Consider the following 21,753-nt stretch of genomic DNA (forward strand, 5'->3'; position numbering starts at 1 on the left):
GTAATCGCCGAAAGGACCGTGCCGGATGGACGCCACCACCCGCGGACCTTGGGGCGCCGCCGCCGCGGCGCCGCAGAGGCGCGGCACGCCCGCACCCTTCGTTGTTCCCGGCACCGCGCCGGTCCCGCCCGCGTTCGGGCCGGGCACGCCGCGGCCGCCGGCGCCAGGGGGCGGTCGGACTCCGGGGGGTGTCACGTGTTGAACGGAGAGACCAGCTACCTGACGGATCTCGCAGAAGTGCTGTGGCCGTGCGGCGGGCTGCTCGGCCGGGGCGGCGACACCGCGGCCCTGACCCGGACGGCCGCGCCGCGCCCCCGCGCCGAGATCCGCGAATACCTGCCGGTGCCGTCGGCCCGCAACCCGCGCGTCATCCTCCCCGCGACCAACCGGTACGCGGCGATCCGCGGCATCTCCGCGTTCGCCCAGCACCACTCGCTGCGGGAACGCATGCGGACCGCGGTCCTGACCACCGCGTTCGCCAGCGGCTTCGCCCCATTGGTGCTCCGCGACCGGCTGCACGTCGCCGCCGGCCCGACCATCGAGCGCGAGCTGTCGGCGGCGCTCGACCGCGACGTGATCATCGCCATCCACGTCGGGCCGCCGCGCGCCAACCGCAAACCGGTCCTGCTGCTGCTCACCCCGGCCGGGCGCATCATCGGCTACGCCAAGATCGGCGTGAACGACCTCACGACGCGCCTCGTCCTGGCCGAGACACGGGCGCTGCGGCGGCTCACCGACGCGAACCTGCCGCACATGACCGTCCCCCGGCTGCTGCACGCCGGCGACTGGAACGGGCGCCCCATGCTCGTCCAGGAGGCGCTGCCCGTCGGCGGCCAGACCGACCGGCCGACCCGGCACCAGCTGCTGCGCTGCGTCACCCAGATCTGCGGCATCGACGCCGTGACCCGCCGCCCGCTGGCGGGCAGCCGCTACCGGGAGTCGCTGCGGGACCGCGTCGCCGCCCTGGGCGCGCGTCCCGAGGCGGCCGCGCTGCGCACGGCCCTGCACCGGCTGCCCGACGTCCAGATGCCGTTCGGCGCCTGGCACGGCGACCTCACGCGGTGGAACATCGCGAGTACGCCGCGGCGCGCGTTCGTCTGGGACTGGGAGCGGCTGACCTTCGACGTGCCCGTCGGGTTCGACGCGCTGCACTACGAACTGAACGAGGCCGTCCAGGCCGGCGTGGACACCGGCGTGCACCGCTGGCTCGACAGCGGCGCGCGGCTGCTGCGCGACCCCATGCTCGGCCGGGTCGGCCCGCGCCACGAGTCGGTGTCGACCGTCATGGCGCTGTACCTCATCGACCTGGCGACCCGGTTCCTGCACGACCGGCAGGCCGAGGGCGGCGGCAGGGGCGCCGCGGTGGACGACTGGATGCTGCCCGCGATCGCCGGGCTGGAGGAGCGGGCGGCCCGCGAGGCGGCCGGGCGGTAGGGCGGAGACGAGATCAACACTAAAAGTAATCGTAAAACTACAGTAAGTTATGCGACCATGGGCGCATGTCCGCTTCCCAGGCCCGCCCCGCCACACCCGTTGGGCTGCTCCTGTGACCGAACCGAACGGCGCACCGGCCCCTGACGACCGCCCCCTGGTCCTCGTGACCATCGGGACCAACCACCACCCGTTCGGACGGCTGGTCGACTGGGCCGACCACTACGCGCGCCGGCACCCCCGCGTCCGCGTCCTCATCCAGCACGGCCGCACCCGGCCGCCGGTGTCGGCCGAAGCGGCCGCCTACCTCGACCGCGACCGCCTCGCGGCCCTCATGGACGAGGCGGCCGCCGTGGTCACCCACGGCGGCCACGCCTCCATCACCGCGGCGCGCCGGGCCGGGCGGCTGCCGATCGCCGTCGCCCGCGACCCCGAACTCGGCGAGCACGTCGACGACCACCAGCTCCGCTTCGTCACCCGGCTCGACGACGCCGGCGTCGTCCGCTCCTGCGCCAGCTCCCAGCAATTCGCCGCGACCCTCGACACCGCCCTCACCCGGCCCGGCGGGTTCCGCGTCGGCGGCGTCCCCGACCCCGGCGCCGCGGTACGCCGCGCCGTCGACCTCACCGACCTGCACGCCGCCCCGCGCGCCCGCAGCACCGCACAGCGCCCGCTGCCGCCCGCCGGGTCCTTCGGCCCGCCCTGGCCCGAGGTGACCGTGGTCGTCCCCACCCGGGGCCGCCCCGACCTGCTGCGCACCGCGCTGCGCGGCATCACCGTGCAGGACTACCCCGGCCGGATCACCACCCTCGTCGTCCACGACCACGAGGAACCCGACCACACCCTGTCCGACGACAACGGCGACCGCCCCGTCCTCGTCCTGCGCAACACCCTGTCCCCCGGGCTGGCCGGCGCCCGCAACACCGGGGTCCTCGCCGCCGACACCGAACTCGTCGCGTTCTGCGACGACGACGACGAATGGCTGCCCCAGAAGCTCCGCGCCCAGGTCGAGGTCATGCGCGCCGAACCCGACACAGAACTCGTGAGCTGCGGCATCACCGCGGTCCACCAAGGCGGCACAACGCCGCGGGTCCTGAACCGCACCACCGTCGGCTTCGGCGACCTGCTCCGCTCCAACACCACCCCGCTGCACCCCTCGACGTTCCTGCTCCGCCGCGACGCGCTCGTCCACGGCTGCGGGCTGGTCAGCGAGGAGATCCCGGGCAGCTACGGGCACGACTACGAGCTGCTGCTCCGACTCGCCCAGCGCGCGCCGGTGCGCAACATCCCGGTGGCGGCCGTCCGCGTGCTGCGGCACCGCCACCCGCACGGCGACGGGCGGTGGAGATCGGTGTCCATCGCGCTGCGCTGGCTGCTGTCGGAATACCCCGAGTTCCGGCTGGTGCCCGCCGGGCACGCCCGCATCGCCGGCCGGATCGCGTTCGCCGAAGCGGCGTCGGGCCGCCGCGCGCCCGCGCTCGAATGGGCGGTCGCCGCACTGCGCCGCCGCCCCTTCGAAGGGCGCGGCTACCTGGCGCTCGCCGTCGCCTGCGGGGTGCCCGCCGGGACCGTGCTGCGCACACTGCACCGGATCGGCAGAGGGCCGTGACCGCCCACTGCTACTCGGCGCCGACGACCATCCCCGCGCCCACCGTGGTGTTGGTGTGCTCGTCGATGAGCACGAACCCGCCCGTGAACCGGTTCCGCTTGTACTCGTCGACGAAGAGCGGCTGGGTGACCCGCAGGCACACCCGGCCGATCTCGTTCAGCGCGAGCGCGTCCGCCTCCTCGTCGCGGTGCAGCGTGTTGACGTCCAGCCGGTACCGGAGGTCGCGCACCACCACCTTCGCGGTCCGCGTCGTGTGCTTGACGACGAGCCTGCTGCGCGGGGTCAGCGTGCGGCTCTCCGACATCCAGCACACCATCGCCTCCAGGTCCTGGGTGACCACGGGCCTGTTGTTGGGCCGGGAGATCATGTCGCCGCGCGAGATGTCGAGGTCGTCGGCGAGTTGCAGGGTGACCGACATCGGAGGGAACGCCTCGGCGACGTCGCCGTCCGCCGTGCTGATGCGCGAGATGTGGGTGGTCAGCCCCGACGGCAGGTGCACGACCTCGTCACCCGGCTTCAGCACGCCACCGGCGACCTGCCCGGCATAGCCGCGGTAGTCGTGCAGCTCCGGGTCGTCGGCCTTGTTCGGCCGCACCACGTACTGCACGGGGAACCGCACGTCGATCAGGTTGCGGTCGGAGGCGATGTGCACGTTCTCCAGGTGGTGCAGCAGCGACGGGCCGTCGTACCACGGCATGTTCATCGAGCGGTCGACCACGTTGTCGCCGAGCAGTGCCGACAGCGGGATGAACGTCAGGTCGGGGACGTCGAGCTTCGTCGCGAACGCCGAGAACTCCCGCTTGATCTCCTCGAAGCGCTCCTGCGAGTAGTCGACCAGGTCCATCTTGTTCACGGCCAGCACCAGGTGCGGCACCTGGAGCAGGGTGGCGAGGAACGCGTGGCGGCGGCTCTGCTCCTGGAGCCCCTTGCGGGCGTCGACCAGGATGACGGCGAGGTCGGAGGTCGAGGCCCCGGTGACCATGTTGCGCGTGTACTGGATGTGGCCCGGGGTGTCGGCGATGATGAAGGTGCGCCGCGGCGTCGCGAAGTACCGGTACGCCACATCGATGGTGATGCCCTGCTCGCGCTCCGCCCGCAGGCCGTCGGTGAGCAGCGCCAGGTTGGTCTGCTCCTCGCCGCGGGTGCGGCTGGTCCGCTCGACCGCGTCGAGCTGGTCTTCGAAAATGGACTTCGAGTCGTACAGCAGCCGGCCGATCAGCGTGCTCTTTCCGTCGTCGACGGAGCCGGCCGTGGCGAAGCGCAGGATGTCTGTTGTCATTGCTGGCGTATCCAAAACGGTCGAGGGCGGGGCGGGGACTGGCAGGGGGGTACGGCGGGGCGGGGACACGGCGGCGGTGCCGGGGCACCCGCCCTTAGAAGTACCCCTCGCGCTTGCGGTCCTCCATGGCGGCTTCGCTGGTGCGGTCGTCGGCGCGGGTCTGGCCCCGCTCGGTGATCCGGGTCGCCGCGATCTCCGCCATCACCTCGTCCAGCGCGACGGCCGCGGAGCGCACCGCCCCCGTGCAGGTCATGTCGCCCACCGTGCGGTAGCGCACGGTCGCCTCGAACAGCTCCTCGTCGTCGTCGCGCGTCACGAACGCGTTGTCGGCGAGCAGGATCCCGTCGCGCTCGAACACCCGGCGCTCATGCGAGAAGTAGATGGACGGGAGCTCCAGGCGCTCGCGGGCGATGTAGCCCCAAACGTCCAGCTCCGTCCAATTCGACAACGGGAACACCCGGATGTGCTCGCCCTGGTTGATACGGGTGTTGAAGGTGTTCCACAGCTCGGGCCGCTGGTTCTTGGGGTCCCACTGGCCGAACTCGTCGCGGAAGGAGAACATGCGCTCCTTCGCGCGCGCCTTCTCCTCGTCGCGCCGCGCACCGCCGAACGCCGCGGTGAACCCGTGCTCCTCGACCGCCTCCAGCAGCGCCGCGGTCTGCAAGCGGTTCCGGCTCGCCCAGCGCCCGGTGGTCTCGGTGACCTTGCCCGCGTCGATCTGCTCCTGGACGGAGGCCACCACCAGGCGCACCCCCGCCTCGGCCACCCTGCGGTCGCGGAACTCCATGACCTCCGGGAAGTTGTGCCCGGTGTCGACATGCATGACCGGGAACGGGATCGGCGCCGGCCAGAACGCCTTCTCGGCCAGGCGCAGCATGACGATGGAGTCCTTGCCGCCGGAGAAGAGCAGAACGGGCCGCTCGAACTCGGCGGCGACCTCCCGCATGACGAAGATCGCCTCGGACTCCAGGAAGTCCAACTGCGAGAGCTGGTACCGCCCCTGCGGTGTGCGCTGCCCGGCCTGTGCCATGAATATCGCCTCACGCTCGTACTGCTGAGCGGGGGGCGCCATTACCCGCCCGCGTGTGGATCCGCACTGTCGAGGTCCGCGACGTCGCGGATACTGGCCAACAAGGTCGCCGACAATTCCGGTCGACAAACAAGGATATCCGGAAGGGTCGGGTCGCTCTCGTTGTAGGTCAGCTCGGCGCCGTCGATCCGCGACGTGTGCATCCCCGCGGCCCGCGCCACGGCGACCGGCGCCGCACTGTCCCACTCGAACTGCCCGCCCGCGTGCACATAGAGGTCGGCCATACCCAGCAGCACCGCGCAGATCTTGGCGCCGGCCGAACCCATGGGCATGATCTCCGCGCCCAACTGGGTGCCCATGCGCTGAACGAACTCCGGGGGGCGCGTCCTGCTCGTGGTGATGCGCAGCCGCTGGCCGGCCGGGCGCTCCTCGGGAAACCACGGCGGATCGACCGTCGACAGCGTGCTGCCCATCGCCGGCAGCGATACCGCCCCGGCGGCGAGCACACCGTTCTCCCACAGGGCCACGTGCACCGCCCAATCGGTGCGGCCCTCCTCCGAGAACTCCCTGGTGCCGTCGAGCGGATCGATGATCCACACGCGGCGCGCCGACAGCCGCGCGGGGTCGTCCCGGCCCTCCTCCGACAGCACGGAATCGCTGGGCCGCAACCGGCCCAGCGCGGAGAACAGGAACTCGTGCGCGACCCGGTCGCCCAGGGTGCGCAGCACCTCCGGCTCCTCGAAGCCGCTGCGCACACGCAACCGCAGGAGCTGCTGACCGGCCTCTATGGCGAGATCGCGCGCCACTTCATGATCGTTTCGGATGGTGCTCACCGGACTCAGTATGCTCCCGCCCTATGGATCACCGCTGACCATGCTCCGCACAGAACTCGGCCGCCGGGGGTCGACGACCAGTTTTCCACGTCGCGCGGATCGAGGCGGCCCGATTCCGCCGACGAGTCACCTGCCGACAACGCCGACCTGCCACAATCCCGCCAATTGTCGGAGACCGCAGCACTGCGGACGGCACGTGGGCCGTGCCCGCCGCGGTCGCATGGCGAGGCCCCGCGGCGTCCAGTGTCCATCGTAATGAACATGACGGCGGAGCACCCGCTCACCCGGGCGCGCGTGTCCTTTGTCTTGGTGCCGGCCCGTCAGCGCGCCGTGTGCGGTACCGCCCAAGGGGCCCGGCCCCTTTCGAACCCCGACCCCGCTACCGCGCCGTGTGCGGTACCGCCCAAGGGGCCCGGCCCCTTTCGAACCCCGACCCCGCTACCGCGCCGTGTGATAGACGTTCTGCGCCTTCTCCAGACCGTCGCGGAGCACGGTCTCCACCGCGTCGGCGGCTCGCTCGACCGCCACGTCCAACTCCTTGCGCTCCGCGGCCGAGAAGTCCCGCAGCACATAGGTCGCCGCGTCCATGCGGCCGGGCGGGCGGCCGATCCCCACGCGCACCCGCACGTACTCCGGGGACGACAACGACGCCGACACCGACCGCAGGCCGTTGTGCCCGCCCGGCCCGCCGCCCCGCTTCAACTTCAGCGCGCCGAACTCGATGTCCAACTCGTCGTGCACCACCAGCACACGTTCGACCGGCACCTTGTAGAACGAGGACAGGCCCGCCACCGGGCCGCCCGACAGGTTCATGTACGTGCGCGGCTTCGCCAGCACCACCGGCACCCCCGCGACGCGGGTCTCCGCCACCTCGGCGTGCGCCTTGTGCGCCTTGAAACGCTCGCGCTCCCGCTCGGCCAGCGCGTCCACCACGAGGAAACCGACATTGTGCCGGTTCCCGGCGTACTTCGGCCCCGGGTTGCCCAACCCGACCACCAGCCACCGCTGCGCATCCACCGACGTGCTCCCTGTCCCCTCATGCCCCGGATCCGCGCCCGGGAACGACGACGCGCGGCCTCCCAGCAATCGCTGAAAGAGACCGCGCATCACGAACAGATCCCGTCGGAGTCGGCGACGCCCTACTCGGCGGCCGCTTCGGCCTTCTCCTCGCCGCCTTCGACGGCCTCAGGCTCGGCCGGAGCCTCGGTGTCGCTGGTGGTCTCGGCCTCCAGCTCCTCGTCGGTGCGCTCGGCGGCGACCGTGAGGACCAGGGTCTCGGGGTCGGAGATCAGCTCGACGCCGTTCGGCAGCTTCAGGTCGGCGGCGGTGACGTGCGCACCGGTCTCCATGCCCTCGATGGAGAACTCGACGCCATCGGGGATGTGGGTCGCCTCGGTCTCGACCTCGACCTGCACGAGCTCCTGGTTCAGGACCCCGCCCGGCGCGATCTCGCCCACGAGGGTCACCGCGATCTCGACGGTGACCTTCTCGCCCTTCTTCACCACCAGCAGGTCGACGTGCTCAAGGAAGCCCTTGATGGCGTCGCGCTGCACCGCCTTCGGCAGCACCAGGTTGTCGGCGCCCTCGACACCGTCGAGGCGCAGCAGCACGTTCGGGGTCTTCAGGGCGAGCATCAGGTCGTGACCCGGCAGCGTGATGTGGCGCGGGTCGGTCCCGTGGCCGTAGAGGACGGCCGGCACCTTACCCGCGCGGCGAGCGCGGCGAGCGGCGCCCTTACCGAACTCGGTGCGCGGTTCGGCAGCGATGCGTACCTCGGACACGACAAAACTCCTCGGGATCGTCCCCGCATGCACGGGGAACACGACTTGATAGTTGGAACCACTCCCGCGTTTGCGGGGGAACCCCCGCCGAAAACGGGGAACACGACCGCGCCGCGCCACGTTGGAAGCGAGCTCACACACCCGCAGGGACGGGCCCCGCGGACGCGGGACACTCAGGCGATCCTACCGGCTCCGATGACGGCTCCGAACACGACCGGGCAGAGCCGGGGCGGCCTACCGCGGCCCCGGCCGGTCGGAAGGCCGTGCGTGGAGCGCCGGAGCACCCCCGCAACGGCACCTTCCGAAGGGTCCCATGACCACCACGGATCACGTGCCGACACGAGCGCCCCGGGCCGGGGCGCCCTGCCGCAACGCAGTCTAGGCGTCCTCGAACAGGCTCGTGACCGAACCGTCGCTGAAAACCTCGTTGATCGCCCGCGCCACCAGTGGCGCGATCGACAACTGGGTCAACTTCTCGAACTGCCGCTCCTTCGGCACCGGCAGCGAGTTGGTGATGACCACCTCGGAGATGCGGGAGTTCTGCAACCGCTCCGCCGCCGGGCCCGACAGCACGCCGTGGGTCGCCGCGACGACGACCCGCGCGGCGCCCTGCTCGAAGAGCGCGTCGGCGGCCTTCACGATGGTCCCGCCGGTGTCGATCATGTCGTCGACGAGGATGCAGGTGCGGCCGTCGACCTCTCCCACGACCTCGTGCACCTTCACCTCGTTGGCGACCTCGGGGTCGCGCCGCTTGTGGATGATCGCCAGCGGCAGCCCCAGGCGGTCGGCCCAGCGGTCGGCGGTGCGGACCCGGCCGGCGTCGGGCGACACCACGGTCGCGCTCTCCGAAGCCACCTCGGAGGCGATGTAGTCGGCCAGGATCGGCAGCGCGAACAGGTGGTCGACGGGACCGTCGAAGAAGCCCTGGATCTGGTCCGTGTGCAGGTCGACCGCCATCAGGCGGTTGGCGCCCGCGGTGTGGAACAGGTCGGTCATCAGCCGCGCCGAAATGGGCTCGCGGCCGCGGTGCTTCTTGTCCTGGCGGGCGTACCCCAGGAACGGGGTCACCACCGTGATGCGCTTGGCCGACGCGCGCTTCAACGCGTCGACCATGATCAGCTGCTCCATGATCGACTCGTTGATCGGGTTGGAGTGGCATTGCAGCACGAACGCGTCGCTCCCCCGCACCGATTCCAGATAGCGGACGAAGATCTCACCGTTCGCGAACTCCTGGAACTTGGTCGGCACCACCTCGATGTCGAGCTGGGCGGCGACCTCCTCTGCCAGATCCGGGTGCGTTCGCCCCGAGAACAGCATGAGCTTCTTCTGTCCCGCGGCCTTCATGCCCGTCAACTTCTGATCCCCCACAGTCACTGATCGTTGTTCCGCCCTGAGGCGTTCGCCCGCTGCGCGGCCTCGTCGGCCGCCGACCCCGGGCGCTTCCGCATGACCCAGCCCTCGATGTTGCGCTGCCCGCCGGACGAGACCGCGAGCGCACCGGGCGGGACGTCCGAGCGGACCACGGTCCCCGCGCCCGTGTAGGCGCCGGGGCCGACCTCGACCGGCGCGACGAACATGTTGTCGCTGCCGGTCCTGGCGTGGTCGCCGATGGTGGTGCGGCTCTTGGAGACACCGTCGTAGTTGACGAACACCGACGAGGCGCCGATGTTCACCCCCACGCCGATGTCGGCGTCGCCGACGTAGGTGAGGTGGGGGACCTTCGACCCTTCGCCCACGGTGGCGTTCTTCACCTCGACGTAGGTGCCGACCTTCGCCTTGGGCCCCACCGAGGCGCCGGGGCGCAGGTAGGCGTACGGGCCGACGGTCGCCCCCTCCTCGACCGACGCCTCCTTGGCGACGGTGTGGGAGACGGTGGCGTCGTCGCCGACGACGGTGTCGCTGAGCACCGTGGCGGGCCCGATGTGCGCGCCCTCGCCGATGGCGGTCCGGCCCTGGAGCTGGGTCTGCGGCTCGACCACGGAGTCGCGGCCGACCCGCACCTCGGCGTCGACCCAGGTGGTCGCCGGGTCGACGACCGTGACCCCGTCGCGCATGAGGCGGGTCAGCAGGCGGTCGTTGAGCAGCCGGCGGGCCTCGGCGAGCTGCACGCGGTCGTTCACGCCCTGGATCTCCACCCAGTCGCGCGCGACGGCGGCGTCGACCCGGTGGCCGTCGCCGCGCAGGATCGCCGCGGCGTCGGTGATGTACTCCTCGCCCTTGGCGTTGTCGGTGGACAGCCGCGTGACGACGTCGCTGAGCAGGGCGCCGTCGAAGGCGTACATGCCGGAGTTGATCTCGTCGACGGCGCGCTGGTCGGCGTCGGCGTCGGCGTGCTCGACGATGGCGGTGAACCCGCCGTCGTCGCCGCGCACCACCCTGCCGTAGCCGTCGGGGTCGGGCACCCGCGCCGACAGCACCGTGACGGCGTTGCCGGCGCGCTCGTGCGCGGCGACCAGGTCGGTGAGGGTCGCACCGGTCAGGAGCGGGGTGTCGCCGTAGGCGAGGACGACGGTGCCCGACAGCGCCACGCCCTGGCCGCGCAGCGCCTCGACGGCCATGCGGACCGCGTGGCCGGTGCCGTTCTGCACGTCCTGGACGGCGGTGCCGACCCCGGGGGCCGCGTGTTTGAGGTGTTCGGTGACCTGGTCGCGGCCGTGTCCGACGACGACCACGGTGCGCTCGGGGTCCAACTCGGCCGCCGCCGCGAGGACGTGGCCCAGCATGCTCCGGCCGCACAGCTCGTGCAGGACCTTGGGGAGGCGGGACTTCATTCGGGTGCCCTCGCCCGCGGCGAGGACGATGACGGCTGCCGGGCGGCTCGCGCTCACAGGCGGAGACTCCTCGTGATTCGCTGGCGGATGAACGGCCGGTTCGGCGCGGTGGGGGCGCACCGCCGCATCGGCCCGATGGTATCGACGGGGCCGCGGATGGCGCGTATGGCACCCGAGCAGGCACGACGCGACGCCGACATGGGCAGGATACATGCGGCCCGCGGCGCGCAGATGCGGCGGCGGTCGAGGGGCGGCGCAGTGTCGGGGAGGCTGCGGCCAATGCGGCCGAAACACGGACGGGGTCCGAGCCGCAAACGACTCGAACCCCTATGACCTGGCTCCCGGGTCAGGACTCGAACCCGAACTTGAAGGCACCCAAAATACCCCGTGCTACCGATTACACCACCCGGGACCGACGCTCCAGCGCAGGTCATCCGAGGAGGATGACTCGCGAGCAGCGAGGAAGATCCACGATAGCGCCTGGCAGCGTGCGGAGCACACTCGATTGGGCCGGGCCGGCCGCCGAAACGCACGCACGCGCGACACGCGGGCCGACCGCATCCGACGCGGCGCAGTTCAACGGGTTTGGTTGAGCTTGCGCCCCATGAGCAGGTCCACCCGGGCGCGGTCGGGGCCGCACATGATGGCCTGGGCGTGGCCTTCGATCTGGCGGTACAGCGCAGAGCTCTGACGAGCAGTGACGACGAGGCAGCCGTGGTAGTGGTCGCCCACGTTCTTCCGCCTGGTCGCCGGTTTGTGCGTCTTCAGTGTCGGCTTCTGGAATCGGTTCACCGCGACATCGACCACCTCAGCCCAATAGCGCGTCGCGGCGGCGACGTCCGCACTCTCGTGGATGCTGATCCGGAACGACAGCCGATCGGTACTCCACCCGCAGGAGGAAAGGAACCGCAGGTAAAGGCGGATCAGATCCGGATCGCTGTTGATCAGGATCGCCCGTGATTGACGCCGCCATGGCTTGCTCTTCGCGCCTTCGCACCAGTAGATCATCGCGCCGATGAGAAACAACTCGCGATCGGACAGCTCGCCGACCTCGTCTCCGATGTCGGCGAGCTCGCGGCGGGTCTCCATGGACCTGCGCCGCCAGTAGGCCGCCGCGTGGGAGGCGCAGTGCGCTTCCCAGTCCTTCTGGCTCATGTCGCGCCCCTCGGGCGGCGGGCCCGGGTAGGCCCGGGCGGGTTTGGGGAGGTCGCGCAGCCACAGGGAGAGGCTGCTCTTGGAAACGTTCAGCTCGCGGGCGATGGCGTCGTAGCTCCAGTCCCGGGCGCGCAGTTCGCGGGCGCGCTCGCGGGCCGCCGGCTTCGCGCGCTTGGCGAGGTTCTCGTGTTTGGGGTCGACGTGTCCGGCGAAGAGCTTGGTGAGGTCCTAACCGCTCAGGCCCAAGGCCGAGCGGATCTCGGGGTTGCTGAAGCCCTGCTCGCGCATTGCGATGGCGCGGGGGCGCAGGGACTCGACGGTGCGGGAGGGGGCGTCGGGGTTCTCGTCCATCTCCCAAGCATCGAGGAAGCAGTATATTTTTCGATCTCATGTTCGAGTTATCCACAGACCGGGTGTGTCGAAGTAATATAAGTCTCACTTTTTCGTCACACCGACCCCCTCCGCCGAACGCGGATCCCGGCGCCGGGCGGGCTTGCGGCGATCGTGCGACTCGGCATCGGCGGATCCGTGACCGGCATGGGCTTGCCTAACCTACGGACGCGTAGGTTACGTTTACGTAGGTATCAGTCAAGGCGACCGCCGGTCGGCCGGGTTGCGCGGGTCGAAAACGACTCGCCTGCGCACACTTCCTGTTTCGACACACGGCCGTCATGAGCAAGGGTTGGTAGATGACCGCAGTACCCGAGATGGCTCCGGAGGCGGCGCGCCGCGCGCCCGAGCCCGAACTCGACCCCGAAGGTACGAGCAAGGCCCAGCGTGTCACGGTCTTCTTCTTCGTCTTCGTGCCTTTGATCGCCCTGGTCGCGGCCGTGCCCTTCGCGTGGGGCTGGGGCCTGAGCTGGATCGACCTCGCCATCGGCGCGGTGTTCTACCTCGTCAGCGGGCTCGGCATCACGGTGGGCTTCCACCGGCACTTCACCCACGGCTCCTTCAAGGCGAAGCGGCCGCTGCGCATCGCGCTGGCCGTCGCGGGCAGCCTCGCCATCGAGGGCAGCGTCATCAAGTGGGTGGCCGACCACCGCCGCCACCACAAGTACGCCGACGCCGAGGGCGACCCCCATTCGCCGTGGCGCTTCGGCGACGACTGGCGCTCGGTCGCCAAGGGCCTGTTCTACGCGCACATGGCCTGGATGTTCCTGAGCGAGGAGAAGACCTCGCCCAAGCGGTTCACCCCGGACCTGCTCAAGGACAAGGACATCGTCAAGGTCGACAGGCTGTTCCTCCCGCTGGTGCTGTTCTCGCTGTTCGCCCCGGCCGCCATCGGCGGGCTGGCCACCATGTCCTGGTGGGGCGCGATCACGGCGTTCTTCTGGGCGAGCCTCATCCGCGTCGCCCTGCTGCATCACGTGACCTGGTCGATCAACTCCATCTGCCACACCATCGGCGAGGAGAACTTCGAGGTCCGCGACCGCTCCCGGAACGTGTGGTGGCTCGCCATCCCCTCCTTCGGCGAGTCGTGGCACAACCTGCACCACGCCGACCCCACCTGCGCGCGCCACGGTGTCCTCAAGGGCCAGATCGATATTTCCGCGCGCATCATCTGGATGTTCGAGAAGCTGGGGTGGGCCACCAAGGTCCGGTGGCCCAACAAGGAACGTCTGGAAGCCAAGCGCGTCGCCGCCTAGTCCGATTGGCCATCATGGAAGCCGTGAGTGAGCAGAAACCCCGGTCGCGCCGGAAGCGCATGACCGGCAAAGAGCGCAGAGAGCAGCTTCTCGGGATCGGTCGGGAACTGTTCGCCGAGCGCGGCTTCGATGGGGCGTCGGTCGAGGAGATCGCCGCGCGGGCCGGTGTGTCCAAGCCGGTGGTCTATGAGCACTTCGGCGGCAAGGAGGGCGTCTACGCGGTCGTGGTCGACCGCGAGATGCAGAAGCTGCTGGGGATGGTCGCCGAGGGGTTGACCGGCGACCATCCCCGGGTGAAGTTGGAGCAGGCCGCGCTGGCGCTGCTGCGGTATGTGGAGGAGAGCAGCGACGGTTTCCGGATCCTGGCGCGCGATTCCCACGCGGCGTCGGGTACGGGCAGTTTCGCGAGCCTGATCAGCGATATCGCGACCCAGGTCGAGCATGTGCTCGGTGAGGAGTTCCGCGCGCGCGGCTACGATCCGAAGCTGGCCCCGATGTACGCCCAGTCGCTGGTCGGCATGGTTGCGCTGACCGGCCAGTGGTGGTTGGAGGTGCGCAAGCCCAAGCGCGAGGTGGTGGCGGCGCACCTGGTGAACCTGGCGTGGAACGGCCTCTCGAATCTCGATGGGAAGCCGCGGTTGGAGTCGGCGCAGAAGCGGCGCTCGAAGGATTGACGTCCGCCGGGCACTGATTTATCTCGATGTCAAGAGATATACTCGCCCGTATGCACGATGAGGTCGACGGGCTGGTCGAGGCGTGGCGAGCGGAACGCCCCGACCTCGACGTCGAGCCCCTTCAGGTGTTCAGCAGGGTGGCGCGCCTGACACGCCATCTCGACCGCGCGCGGCGCGCGGTGTTCACCGCCCACGCGCTGGAGCCCTGGGAGTTCGACGTCCTGGCCGAGCTCCGCCGTTCCGGTGCGCCCTATGAGATGACGCCGGGGCGGCTGCTGCGCGCCACCCTGGTCACGTCGGGCACCATGACGAACCGCATCGACCGCCTGGCCGAGGCCGGGATGGTCCGCCGCTTCCCCGACCCGACCGACAAGCGCGGGGTCCTGGTCCGCCTCACCGAGGCCGGCCGCGAACGGGTCGACGCGGCGCTGGCGGCGCTGCTCAGCTACGAGGAGACGATCCTGGGCGCCATGGCCGCCGACGACCGCGCGGCGCTCGCGGCGCTGCTCCGGTCGCTGCTCGCCCCGATGGACGACCCGGCCCGGGGCCCCCGCGTCTGAGCGCCGGTCAGCGGGGCCGCAGCGCCTCGCTGAGCAGCGCGCCGAGTTCGTCCGGACGCTCCAGGGCGGGGAGGTGGCCGGCCCATGGCAGGTTGCGGTACTCGGCGCCGGGGATGGCGCGCTGGAGCGCGAGTGCGCAGGCATGGAAGGCGCGGAGGTCGTGGCCGCCCGCGACCACCAGGGTGGGGGCCCGGATTCCGGCCGGGTCGCCCGGTTCGTCGACCTCCAGGTCCTCGGCCGCCGTCTGCATGTCGAACGCGCGGCGCTGCATGGCGGCGAGGTGCGCGCGGGCCGCGCCGTCGGCGTCGGGGCCGCACCAGGTGGCGACGTTGAGCGCGGTCGCGCCGTCGAGGTCGCCCGCGTCGAGCAGGGCCTCTTCGCGCTCCTCGAAGGCGCCGAGTTCGTCGTCGGCTTCGAGCAGCGTGCTCGCCGGGTTGAGCAGCACCAGCCGTTCGACGCGGTGAGGGTGGCGCAGGGCGAGGTCCTGGGCGATGCGGCCGCCGAAGGACGCCCCGACCACGGCGGCGCTCGGCACGCCGAGCGCGTCGAGGACCGCGACGGCGTCCTCGACGTGGTCGTAGGGGTGCGGCGGGAGCGGGGAGTCGCCGTAGCCGCGGAGGTCCACCCGGATCACGCGGTGGGTCTTCGCGAGGAGGGGGCGCTGGGCGTCCCACATCCCGCGGTCGGCGACCCCGGCGTGCAGCAGCAGGACAGCGGGGCCGTCCCCGGCGGTGTCATGGCTGATGAGGGGCATGGGGAGAACCTAGCGGCCGGGGGTTCGCGTGGGAACCGGATTGTTCGGGCGCGGCGCCCGGCGCGGGTACCGTCCGGCGCGGGTACCGCCCGGCGCGGGTACCGTCCTTCTTCTAGGGTCCGCCCGTCGGTCGGCGGAGCCCTTGGGCAGGCCGGGGCGAGGAGAGGACGGACGCCGATGGTGCGCGAGGGACTGGCCGTTACCGCTGCGGTGCTGACCGCGGTCGCCGCGGCCGGCTGCTCCGGCGACGGGCCGGAGCAGGCCAAGCCCGAGAAGAGCTTCTACGTGTCGCTCGGCGACTCCCTCTCCGTGGGCGTGCAGCCCGATGGGAAGGGCGGGTTCGGCGAGACCAAGGAGGGCTACACCGACGCGCTGTACCGGAGCCTGAACGACCGCGACTCCGCGCTGCGGCACGAGCGCATGGGCTGCGGCGGCGAGGACACCTCGACGTTCGCCCGCGGCGGCATGCAGGGCTGCGAGTACCCGGCGGGGTCCCAGCTCGCCGAGGCCGAGAAGTTCCTGCGCGAGAACCGGGGCCGGGTGGACCTGGTGACGGTCGACATCGGCGGGAACAACTTCACCGGCTGCGCCTACGACGACAACGGCGAGGTCGCCACCGACATCGACCGGTCCTGCGTCCAGGAGGGCCTGGAGCGCGCCGAGGAGGAGCTGCCCGCGATCGCGGAGCGGCTGCGGTCCGCGGCGGGCGACGACGTCCAGATCATCGGCATGACCTACTACAACCCGTTCCTCGCCGCGCTGCTGCTGGAGGACGTGAACCAGGCGCTGGAAGGGGGCGGGGGCACCAGCGAGGACCTGGCGCGCTACGCCGACGGGGTGCTGACCGACCTGAACAGCACCCTCACCAAGGCCTACGGGGCGCAGGACATCGACGTCGCCGACGTCTCCGCGGCGTTCGACTCCGGGAACTTCGACGTGCCGGCGGGCAGCGAGGGCGACGTGCCCGCGAACGTCGCCAAGATCTGCGACTTCACCTGGATGTGCGATGTCGCGCAGGGCCCCGACATCCACACGAACGCCGCGGGCGCGCGCGAGATCGCCGGGGTGTTCGAGGCGGAGGTCCGGCGCTGACCGCCCCGCTCAGTCGCCGATCCGCTCCGCCGCGGCGAGCCACGCCTCCTCCAGTTCGTCCTTCTCGGCGGTGAGCGCCTTGAGCTCGGCGTCGAGGTCGGCCAGCCGCGTGTAGTCGTCGGCGGCCTGCGCCATGAGTTCGTGCAGCTCGGCCTCCCGCGCGGTGATGCGGTCGATGCGCCGTTCGACGCGCTGCATGTCCTTCTGCGCGGTGCGCCGCTCGGCGGCGGAGAGCGCCGCGGGCCGCGCCGCGCCGGTGTCCTCGGCGGCGCGCTGTTCGCTGCGCCCCTCGGGCACGCGGGCGTCGGGGGTCTGGGCGCGGCGGGCGAGGAACTCGTCGACGCCGCCGGGCAGGAACGCGAGGCGGCGGTCGCCGAGCAGCGCGAGGACCCGGTCGCAGACCCGCTCCAGGAAGTAGCGGTCGTGGCTGACCAGCACCAGCGACCCGGGCCAGCCGTCGAGGAGGTCCTCCAGTTCGGTGAGGGTCTCGATGTCGAGGTCGTTGGTCGGTTCGTCGAGGAGCAGGACGTTGGGCTCGGCCATGAGCAGCCGCAGCAGTTGCAGCCGCCGCCGTTCGCCGCCGGACAGGTCGCCGATGGGCGTCCACTGGCGTTCGCCGCGGAAGCCGAACCGCTCCAGCATCTGGCCGGCGGTGAACTCGCGCTTGCCCAGGGTGATGTGCTCGCGGACCTCCGTGACCGCCTCCAGTGGGCGGCGCGCGGAGTCGAGTTCGGTGATGTTCTGCGACAGGTGCGCGAGTTTGACGGTCTTGCCGTGCCGGACGAAGCCGGCCGACGGCTCGCTCTCGCCTGCGAGCAGCCGCAGCAGGGTGGTCTTGCCCGAGCCGTTCACCCCCACCAGGCCGACGCGCTCGCCGGGGCCGAGCTGCCAGGTGAGGTCGTCGAGGAGGGTGTGCTCGCCGCCCTTGAGGGTGGCGTCCTTGATGTCGATGACGGTCTTGCCCAGCCGGGAGCTGGCGAAGCGCACCAGCTCCACGGAGTCGCGCACCGGCGGTTCGTCGGCGATGAGCTCGTTGGCGGCGTCGATGCGGAACTTGGGCTTGGAGGTGCGGGCGGGCGGGCCGCGGCGCAGCCAGGCGAGTTCCTTGCGCATGAGGTTCTGGCGGCGTTCCTCGGCGGCGGCGGCGAGGCGCTGGCGTTCGGCCTTCGCGAGGACGTAGGCCGCGTAGCCGCCTTCGTAGCGCTCGACCCGGCCGTCGACGACCTCCCAGGTGCGGTTGGTGACGGCGTCGAGGAACCAGCGGTCGTGGGTGACGACGACGAGGGCCTCCCTGCGCCCCGTGACGTGCTGGGCGAGCCACGCGATGCCCTCGATGTCGAGGTGGTTGGTGGGCTCGTCGAGCACGATCAGGTCGTGGGTCTCGATGAGCAGCCGGGCGAGGGCGGCGCGGCGCCGTTCGCCGCCCGACAGGTTCGCCATGGCGGAGTCGAGGTCCCAGCCGCTGAGGAGGCCGCGCAGCACGTCGCGCACGCGGGCGTCGCCGGCCCACTCGTGCTCGGCGCGTTCGCCGAGCACGAACTCGCCGACGGTGGAGCCGGGGAAGGTGTCGCGCTGGTGCAGGAAGCCGACGCGCAGGCCGCGGTTGTGGATGACCCGCCCGGTGTCGGGCTCGGTGCGCGCGGCGATGAGGGAGACGAGGGTGGACTTGCCGCCGCCGTTGCGGCCGACGACGCCGATCCGGTCGCCTTCGTCGATGCCGAGCGACACGTCGTCGAGCAGCACCAGCGGCCCGTACGCGAGGGAGACGTCCTGAAGATTGATGAGATTCATGCTGCCTCCCATTGTGCTGGGCGGCGGGCAGTGCGGCGAACGCGCCGCGGCCCCCTGGCGCCGCCGGGCCGCGCGGTGGGCCCGGCGACGGCAGGGGGCCGCGGCGGTTCCGGGGGCAGTTGAGGGGGTCGGGTGAGGGGGGCAGGTGAGGGGGGTCAGGTGAGGAAGAACTCCCGTGCGGAGCGGGCGATCGCCGCCGTGTCGAGGCCGTGTGCGCGGTCGTGGTCGGCGGGGGTGCCGTAGCCGCGCACCTCGTTGTCGCGGGCCACGCCCAGGGACGCCTGGCGGTGCCGGCGGTCCGCGAGCGCCTCGGCGACCTCGCGGCTCGACGTGCCCTCGAGGTAGGGCTCGACCATCAGCACGTCGGGGTGGCCGGCGGCGGCCGCGACCCGGTTGAGGCCGGCGCGGTCGAACGGGCGGACGGTCGCCGCGTAGCAGACGGTGACGTCGAGCCCTGCCGTCGCCGCGAGCACGCGGTCCAGCATGGGGCCGACGGCGACGACGGTGCCGAGCGAGCGCGCCGAGCCGGCGCGCACGACGACGAGGCCTTCGCCGACCGGGCGGGCCGCGGCGTTGCCGCGCTCGGTGAGTCGCACGTACACGCGGCCGTCGCCGGCGAGCGCGGGGCGCAGCAGCTTGGGGACCTCCGCTGCGTGGCCGGGGACGTGCACGGTCCAGCCGGGCAGGGTGTCGAGCAGGGCGACGTCGCCGGGCGCCATGTGGGTGCGGCCCATTTCGGCGCCGTCGTAGGACGCGCCGATGCCGACCAGGACGGCGCCGACGCCCTGGTGGCCGAGGTCGAGCTTGATCTGTTCGAACGGGCGCTCGATCAGGAACGGCGCGTAGGTGTGCACGACGGGCCGCATCCCGGTGAGGGCGAATCCGCCGGCGGCGCCGATGAGGAGCTGTTCGCGGATCCCCACGTTGACGACCCGGCCGGGGTGGCGGGCCGCAGCCTCGGCGAACCGGTCGGCGGAGATGTCGGCGAGCAGGACCGCGATCCGGGGGTCGTCCGCCATGGCCTGGGTGACGGTCGCGGCGAACGCGTCGCGCATCGGCTGGGCCGTCACTGCGGCGGGGATCTCGCCTGCGGCGAGTGTCATCGCGGGGCTCCTGTTCATCGGGTGTTCATCGGGGTGCGACGGCGGCGACGACGGCGAGCGGGCGGCCGGCGTGGGGTGCGCCGAACGCCTCGGCGAGCGCGCGGTGGTCGCGCCCGTCGACGGTGCGGGCGGCCCAGCCTTCGCGGGTGAAGCGGTCGGCGATCCCGCCGGGCCACCCGTGGGTGGCCGACTGGTTGTCGATGACGACGGCGGTGAGGCGTTCCAGCCCGAGCCGGCCCGCGACGGCGATGGCCTCGTGGTTGCTGCCCTCGTCGAGTTCCGCGTCGCCGACGAGCACCACGGTGCGGGGTGCGGTGCGGCCCTGCGCGCGCAGCCCGAGGGCGGTGCCCAGGCCGAGTCCGAGGCCGTGGCCGAGTGATCCGCTGGCGATCTCCACACCGGGGATGAGGGCACGGTCGGGGTGGTGGCCGAGCGAGGAGTCGAACGCGGCCCAGTCGCGCAGCGATCGGACGCCGATGAAGCCTTTGGCGGCGAGGACCGCGTAGTAGGCGGCCGGACCGTGGCCCTTCGAGAGCAGGAACCGGTCGCGGTCGGGGTCGTCGGTACGGCCGGGTGCGACGTCGAGGACCTGGTCGTAGAGCACCCAGAGGACGTCGAGTGTCGACGCCGACGCGGCCTGGTGCTTCCGGTCGCCGGTCATGAGCCCGATGAGCGCCGGGAGGTCGGCGTACCGGGAGAATGTGGCGGTGGTCATGGCGCCACCCTGATACTTCTAGTTAACTTGAGGTCAATACCGAGGACGCAACGGAGAGCGAGAAGTGATATGAGTCACCTTCCGGTCCGGCTGACCATCGGCCAGCTCGCCGAGCGCAGCGGGGTCCCGCACAGCACGCTGCGCTTCTACGAGGACCGCGGGCTCATCCACTCCGAACGGACGGCCGGCAACCAGCGCCGCTACCACCGCGCCACCCTGCGGCGCCTGGCGTTCATCAGCGCGGCGCAGCGGGTCGGCCTCACCCTCAACCACATCCACGAGGCGCTGAGCGAGCTGCCCGACGGGCGCACCCCCACCGTCGCCGACTGGACACGGCTCTCCGACGACTGGCGGATGGAGCTCGACACCCGCATCGACGCCCTCCAGCGCCTGCGCGACCGGCTGACCTCCTGCATCGGCTGCGGCTGCCTGTCGCTGAAGTCCTGCGGGCTCCAGAACGACGACGACGCCATGGCCGCCTACGGCCCCGGGTCCGCGATGCTGCGCCCGGCGAGCGAGGGCGGCATGTGACGCCGCGCCCCCGCCCCGCTCAGTGCCCCGCGACGATCGCGGCCCCGGGCACCTCGCCGTGGGCCCGCACGGTGCGCGCGCAGGCGCCCGACGCCGCGACAACAGCGGCGATCTTCTCGGCGGCCCCCTCGTCGGCGGCGAGGAACGCGCAGGTCGGCCCCGAACCCGACACGATGGCGCCCAGCGCGCCCGCGCCGCGGCCGGCGTCGAGCGTGTGCCGCAGGCCGGGGCGGAGCGACAGCGCGGCAGGCTCCAGGTCGTTGCCGAGTGCCGCGCCGAGCGCGCGGGCGTCGCCCTCGGCCAGCGCCCGGACGAGGGCGGGGTCCAGCGCGGGGTCGGGCGCGTCCGGCCGGATCCTGTCGTACTCGGCGAACACCGACCCGGTCGGCAGCCCCCCGTCGGCGAGCGCGAACACCCAGTGGAAGCGGCCGCGGCAGTCCAGCGGGTCGAGCCGCTCGCCGCGGCCGGTGCCGACGGCGGTCGCGCCCAGGAGCGGGAAGCAGACGTCGCTGCCGAGTTCGGCCCCCAGCTCCATGAGCGCGGCGCGGCCCAACCCGGCACCCCACAGCGCGTCGCAGGCGACCAGGGCCGCGGCGGCGTCGGCGCTGCCGCCGGCCATGCCCCCGGCGACGGGGATGGCCTTGTCCAGGTGGATGCGGACGGGGTGGGACGCGCCGCTCCGCCGCGCCACCAGGTGGGCGGCGCGCGCGGCGAGGTTGCTGCCGTCGAGGGGGACGCGGGCGGCGTGCTCGGCGGAATCGCCCGCCACACTGAGGGTCACAAGGGGGCGTCGCTGCGCATGCGGTTCTGCACCGAGGTCGGTCGTGACGGTAACCTCGTCGTAGAGCGAGACGGCGTGGAAGACATTGACCAGCCCGTGGAATCCGTCCGCTCGCGGAGGACCCACCGCCAACTGGAGGTTCACCTTCGCGGGCACACGGACGGTCACGGTGGTCATAGCGGTCACGAGTCCTAGATCGTAAAGGAAGCACTCCACC

Annotated in this window: 21 protein-coding genes and 1 tRNA gene; 7 read left to right on the plus strand and 15 right to left on the minus strand. The window is 71.7% G+C overall.

All coding sequences use genetic code 11. The features are described from left to right. Positions 1-198: 198 nt before the first annotated feature. Positions 199-1,434, plus strand: coding sequence for a phosphotransferase (locus CLV63_RS08815; protein ID WP_106582676.1), 1,236 nt, complete (start codon positions 199-201; stop codon positions 1,432-1,434). Between the two features lie 112 nt (positions 1,435-1,546). Next, on the plus strand, positions 1,547-3,040 hold the full coding sequence (locus CLV63_RS08820) for a glycosyltransferase (protein WP_245928670.1): 1,494 nt from the start codon (positions 1,547-1,549) through the stop codon (positions 3,038-3,040). Positions 3,041-3,050: 10 nt separating this feature from the next. On the opposite strand, the gene cysN is transcribed toward CLV63_RS08820, so the two are convergent. The 10 genes from cysN to CLV63_RS34990 form a co-directional block, all read right to left on the minus strand. Beyond that, entirely contained in the window at positions 3,051-4,319 is a 1,269-nt protein-coding gene (cysN, locus tag CLV63_RS08825) for a sulfate adenylyltransferase subunit CysN (protein WP_106582459.1), read from the minus strand. A gap of 94 nt (positions 4,320-4,413) precedes the next feature. After that, entirely contained in the window at positions 4,414-5,349 is a 936-nt protein-coding gene (cysD, locus tag CLV63_RS08830) for a sulfate adenylyltransferase subunit CysD (protein ID WP_106582460.1), read from the minus strand. 41 nt (positions 5,350-5,390) lie between these two features. Continuing rightward, complete coding sequence (locus CLV63_RS08835; protein WP_106582461.1) at positions 5,391-6,182, minus strand: 3'(2'),5'-bisphosphate nucleotidase CysQ; 792 nt, start codon at positions 6,180-6,182, stop codon at positions 5,391-5,393. Positions 6,183-6,620: 438 nt separating this feature from the next. Next, entirely contained in the window at positions 6,621-7,289 is a 669-nt protein-coding gene (gene pth, locus CLV63_RS08840) for an aminoacyl-tRNA hydrolase (RefSeq protein WP_106582462.1), read from the minus strand. A 32-nt stretch (positions 7,290-7,321) separates the two neighbouring features. Next, positions 7,322-7,963 (minus strand): 50S ribosomal protein L25/general stress protein Ctc, encoded by a 642-nt coding sequence (locus CLV63_RS08845; RefSeq protein ID WP_106582463.1) that lies wholly within the window; start codon positions 7,961-7,963, stop codon positions 7,322-7,324. A 378-nt stretch (positions 7,964-8,341) separates the two neighbouring features. Beyond that, the gene (locus CLV63_RS08850; protein WP_106582677.1) at positions 8,342-9,316 is read right to left on the minus strand and encodes a ribose-phosphate diphosphokinase; all 975 of its coding nucleotides are present in this window, start codon (positions 9,314-9,316) and stop codon (positions 8,342-8,344) included. 17 nt (positions 9,317-9,333) lie between these two features. After that, positions 9,334-10,791 (minus strand): bifunctional UDP-N-acetylglucosamine diphosphorylase/glucosamine-1-phosphate N-acetyltransferase GlmU, encoded by a 1,458-nt coding sequence (gene glmU, locus CLV63_RS08855; protein WP_106582464.1) that lies wholly within the window; start codon positions 10,789-10,791, stop codon positions 9,334-9,336. Positions 10,792-11,069: 278 nt separating this feature from the next. Continuing rightward, positions 11,070-11,146: transfer RNA gene (locus CLV63_RS08860), tRNA-Gln, on the minus strand. A 164-nt stretch (positions 11,147-11,310) separates the two neighbouring features. Next, positions 11,311-11,889, minus strand: a complete 579-nt coding sequence (locus CLV63_RS08865; protein WP_211301220.1) for a hypothetical protein — start codon at positions 11,887-11,889, stop codon at positions 11,311-11,313. Between the two features lie 228 nt (positions 11,890-12,117). Further along, the gene (locus CLV63_RS34990; RefSeq protein ID WP_281260707.1) at positions 12,118-12,240 is read right to left on the minus strand and encodes a hypothetical protein; all 123 of its coding nucleotides are present in this window, start codon (positions 12,238-12,240) and stop codon (positions 12,118-12,120) included. A 338-nt stretch (positions 12,241-12,578) separates the two neighbouring features. On the opposite strand from CLV63_RS34990, the gene CLV63_RS08870 reads away from it, so the two are divergent. From CLV63_RS08870 to CLV63_RS08880, 3 genes are read left to right on the plus strand one after another with little or no spacing between them, the layout of a single operon-like run. Further along, positions 12,579-13,535, plus strand: a complete 957-nt coding sequence (locus CLV63_RS08870; protein ID WP_106582465.1) for an acyl-CoA desaturase — start codon at positions 12,579-12,581, stop codon at positions 13,533-13,535. Positions 13,536-13,549: 14 nt separating this feature from the next. After that, positions 13,550-14,209, plus strand: a complete 660-nt coding sequence (locus CLV63_RS08875; RefSeq protein WP_106582678.1) for a TetR/AcrR family transcriptional regulator — start codon at positions 13,550-13,552, stop codon at positions 14,207-14,209. Between the two features lie 50 nt (positions 14,210-14,259). Next, positions 14,260-14,769: a MarR family winged helix-turn-helix transcriptional regulator gene (locus tag CLV63_RS08880; protein WP_106582466.1), complete on the plus strand. Its 510-nt coding sequence runs from the start codon at positions 14,260-14,262 to the stop codon at positions 14,767-14,769. A 7-nt stretch (positions 14,770-14,776) separates the two neighbouring features. Here CLV63_RS08880 and CLV63_RS08885 read toward each other — a convergent pair whose 3' ends face one another. Then, the gene (locus CLV63_RS08885; RefSeq protein WP_106582467.1) at positions 14,777-15,523 is read right to left on the minus strand and encodes an alpha/beta fold hydrolase; all 747 of its coding nucleotides are present in this window, start codon (positions 15,521-15,523) and stop codon (positions 14,777-14,779) included. Positions 15,524-15,700: 177 nt separating this feature from the next. Here CLV63_RS08885 and CLV63_RS08890 point away from each other — a divergent pair, with 177 nt between their 5' ends. Further along, positions 15,701-16,615: a GDSL-type esterase/lipase family protein gene (locus CLV63_RS08890; protein WP_106582468.1), complete on the plus strand. Its 915-nt coding sequence runs from the start codon at positions 15,701-15,703 to the stop codon at positions 16,613-16,615. 9 nt (positions 16,616-16,624) lie between these two features. Here CLV63_RS08890 and CLV63_RS08895 read toward each other — a convergent pair whose 3' ends face one another. The 3 genes from CLV63_RS08895 to CLV63_RS08905 all read right to left on the minus strand — a co-directional run bounded on the left by CLV63_RS08895 (position 16,625) and on the right by CLV63_RS08905 (position 20,224). After that, positions 16,625-18,406 (minus strand): ABC-F family ATP-binding cassette domain-containing protein, encoded by a 1,782-nt coding sequence (locus CLV63_RS08895; protein WP_106582469.1) that lies wholly within the window; start codon positions 18,404-18,406, stop codon positions 16,625-16,627. 155 nt (positions 18,407-18,561) lie between these two features. Continuing rightward, positions 18,562-19,461, minus strand: coding sequence for a transketolase family protein (locus tag CLV63_RS08900; RefSeq protein WP_106582679.1), 900 nt, complete (start codon positions 19,459-19,461; stop codon positions 18,562-18,564). Between the two features lie 73 nt (positions 19,462-19,534). After that, positions 19,535-20,224, minus strand: coding sequence for a thiamine pyrophosphate-dependent enzyme (locus CLV63_RS08905; RefSeq protein WP_106582470.1), 690 nt, complete (start codon positions 20,222-20,224; stop codon positions 19,535-19,537). A gap of 69 nt (positions 20,225-20,293) precedes the next feature. On the opposite strand from CLV63_RS08905, the gene soxR reads away from it, so the two are divergent. Beyond that, positions 20,294-20,755: a redox-sensitive transcriptional activator SoxR gene (soxR, locus tag CLV63_RS08910; RefSeq protein WP_106582471.1), complete on the plus strand. Its 462-nt coding sequence runs from the start codon at positions 20,294-20,296 to the stop codon at positions 20,753-20,755. A gap of 19 nt (positions 20,756-20,774) precedes the next feature. Here the strand turns inward: soxR and CLV63_RS08915 are convergent, their stop codons facing one another. Beyond that, a complete protein-coding gene (locus tag CLV63_RS08915; RefSeq protein ID WP_211301221.1) occupies positions 20,775-21,713 on the minus strand; it encodes a 4-(cytidine 5'-diphospho)-2-C-methyl-D-erythritol kinase in 939 nt (312 codons plus the stop codon). Positions 21,714-21,753 lie beyond the last annotated feature (40 nt).

The organism is Murinocardiopsis flavida (assembly GCF_003014485.1).
In the GTDB taxonomy this organism is placed as follows: Bacteria; Actinomycetota; Actinomycetes; order Streptosporangiales; family Streptosporangiaceae; genus Murinocardiopsis; species Murinocardiopsis flavida.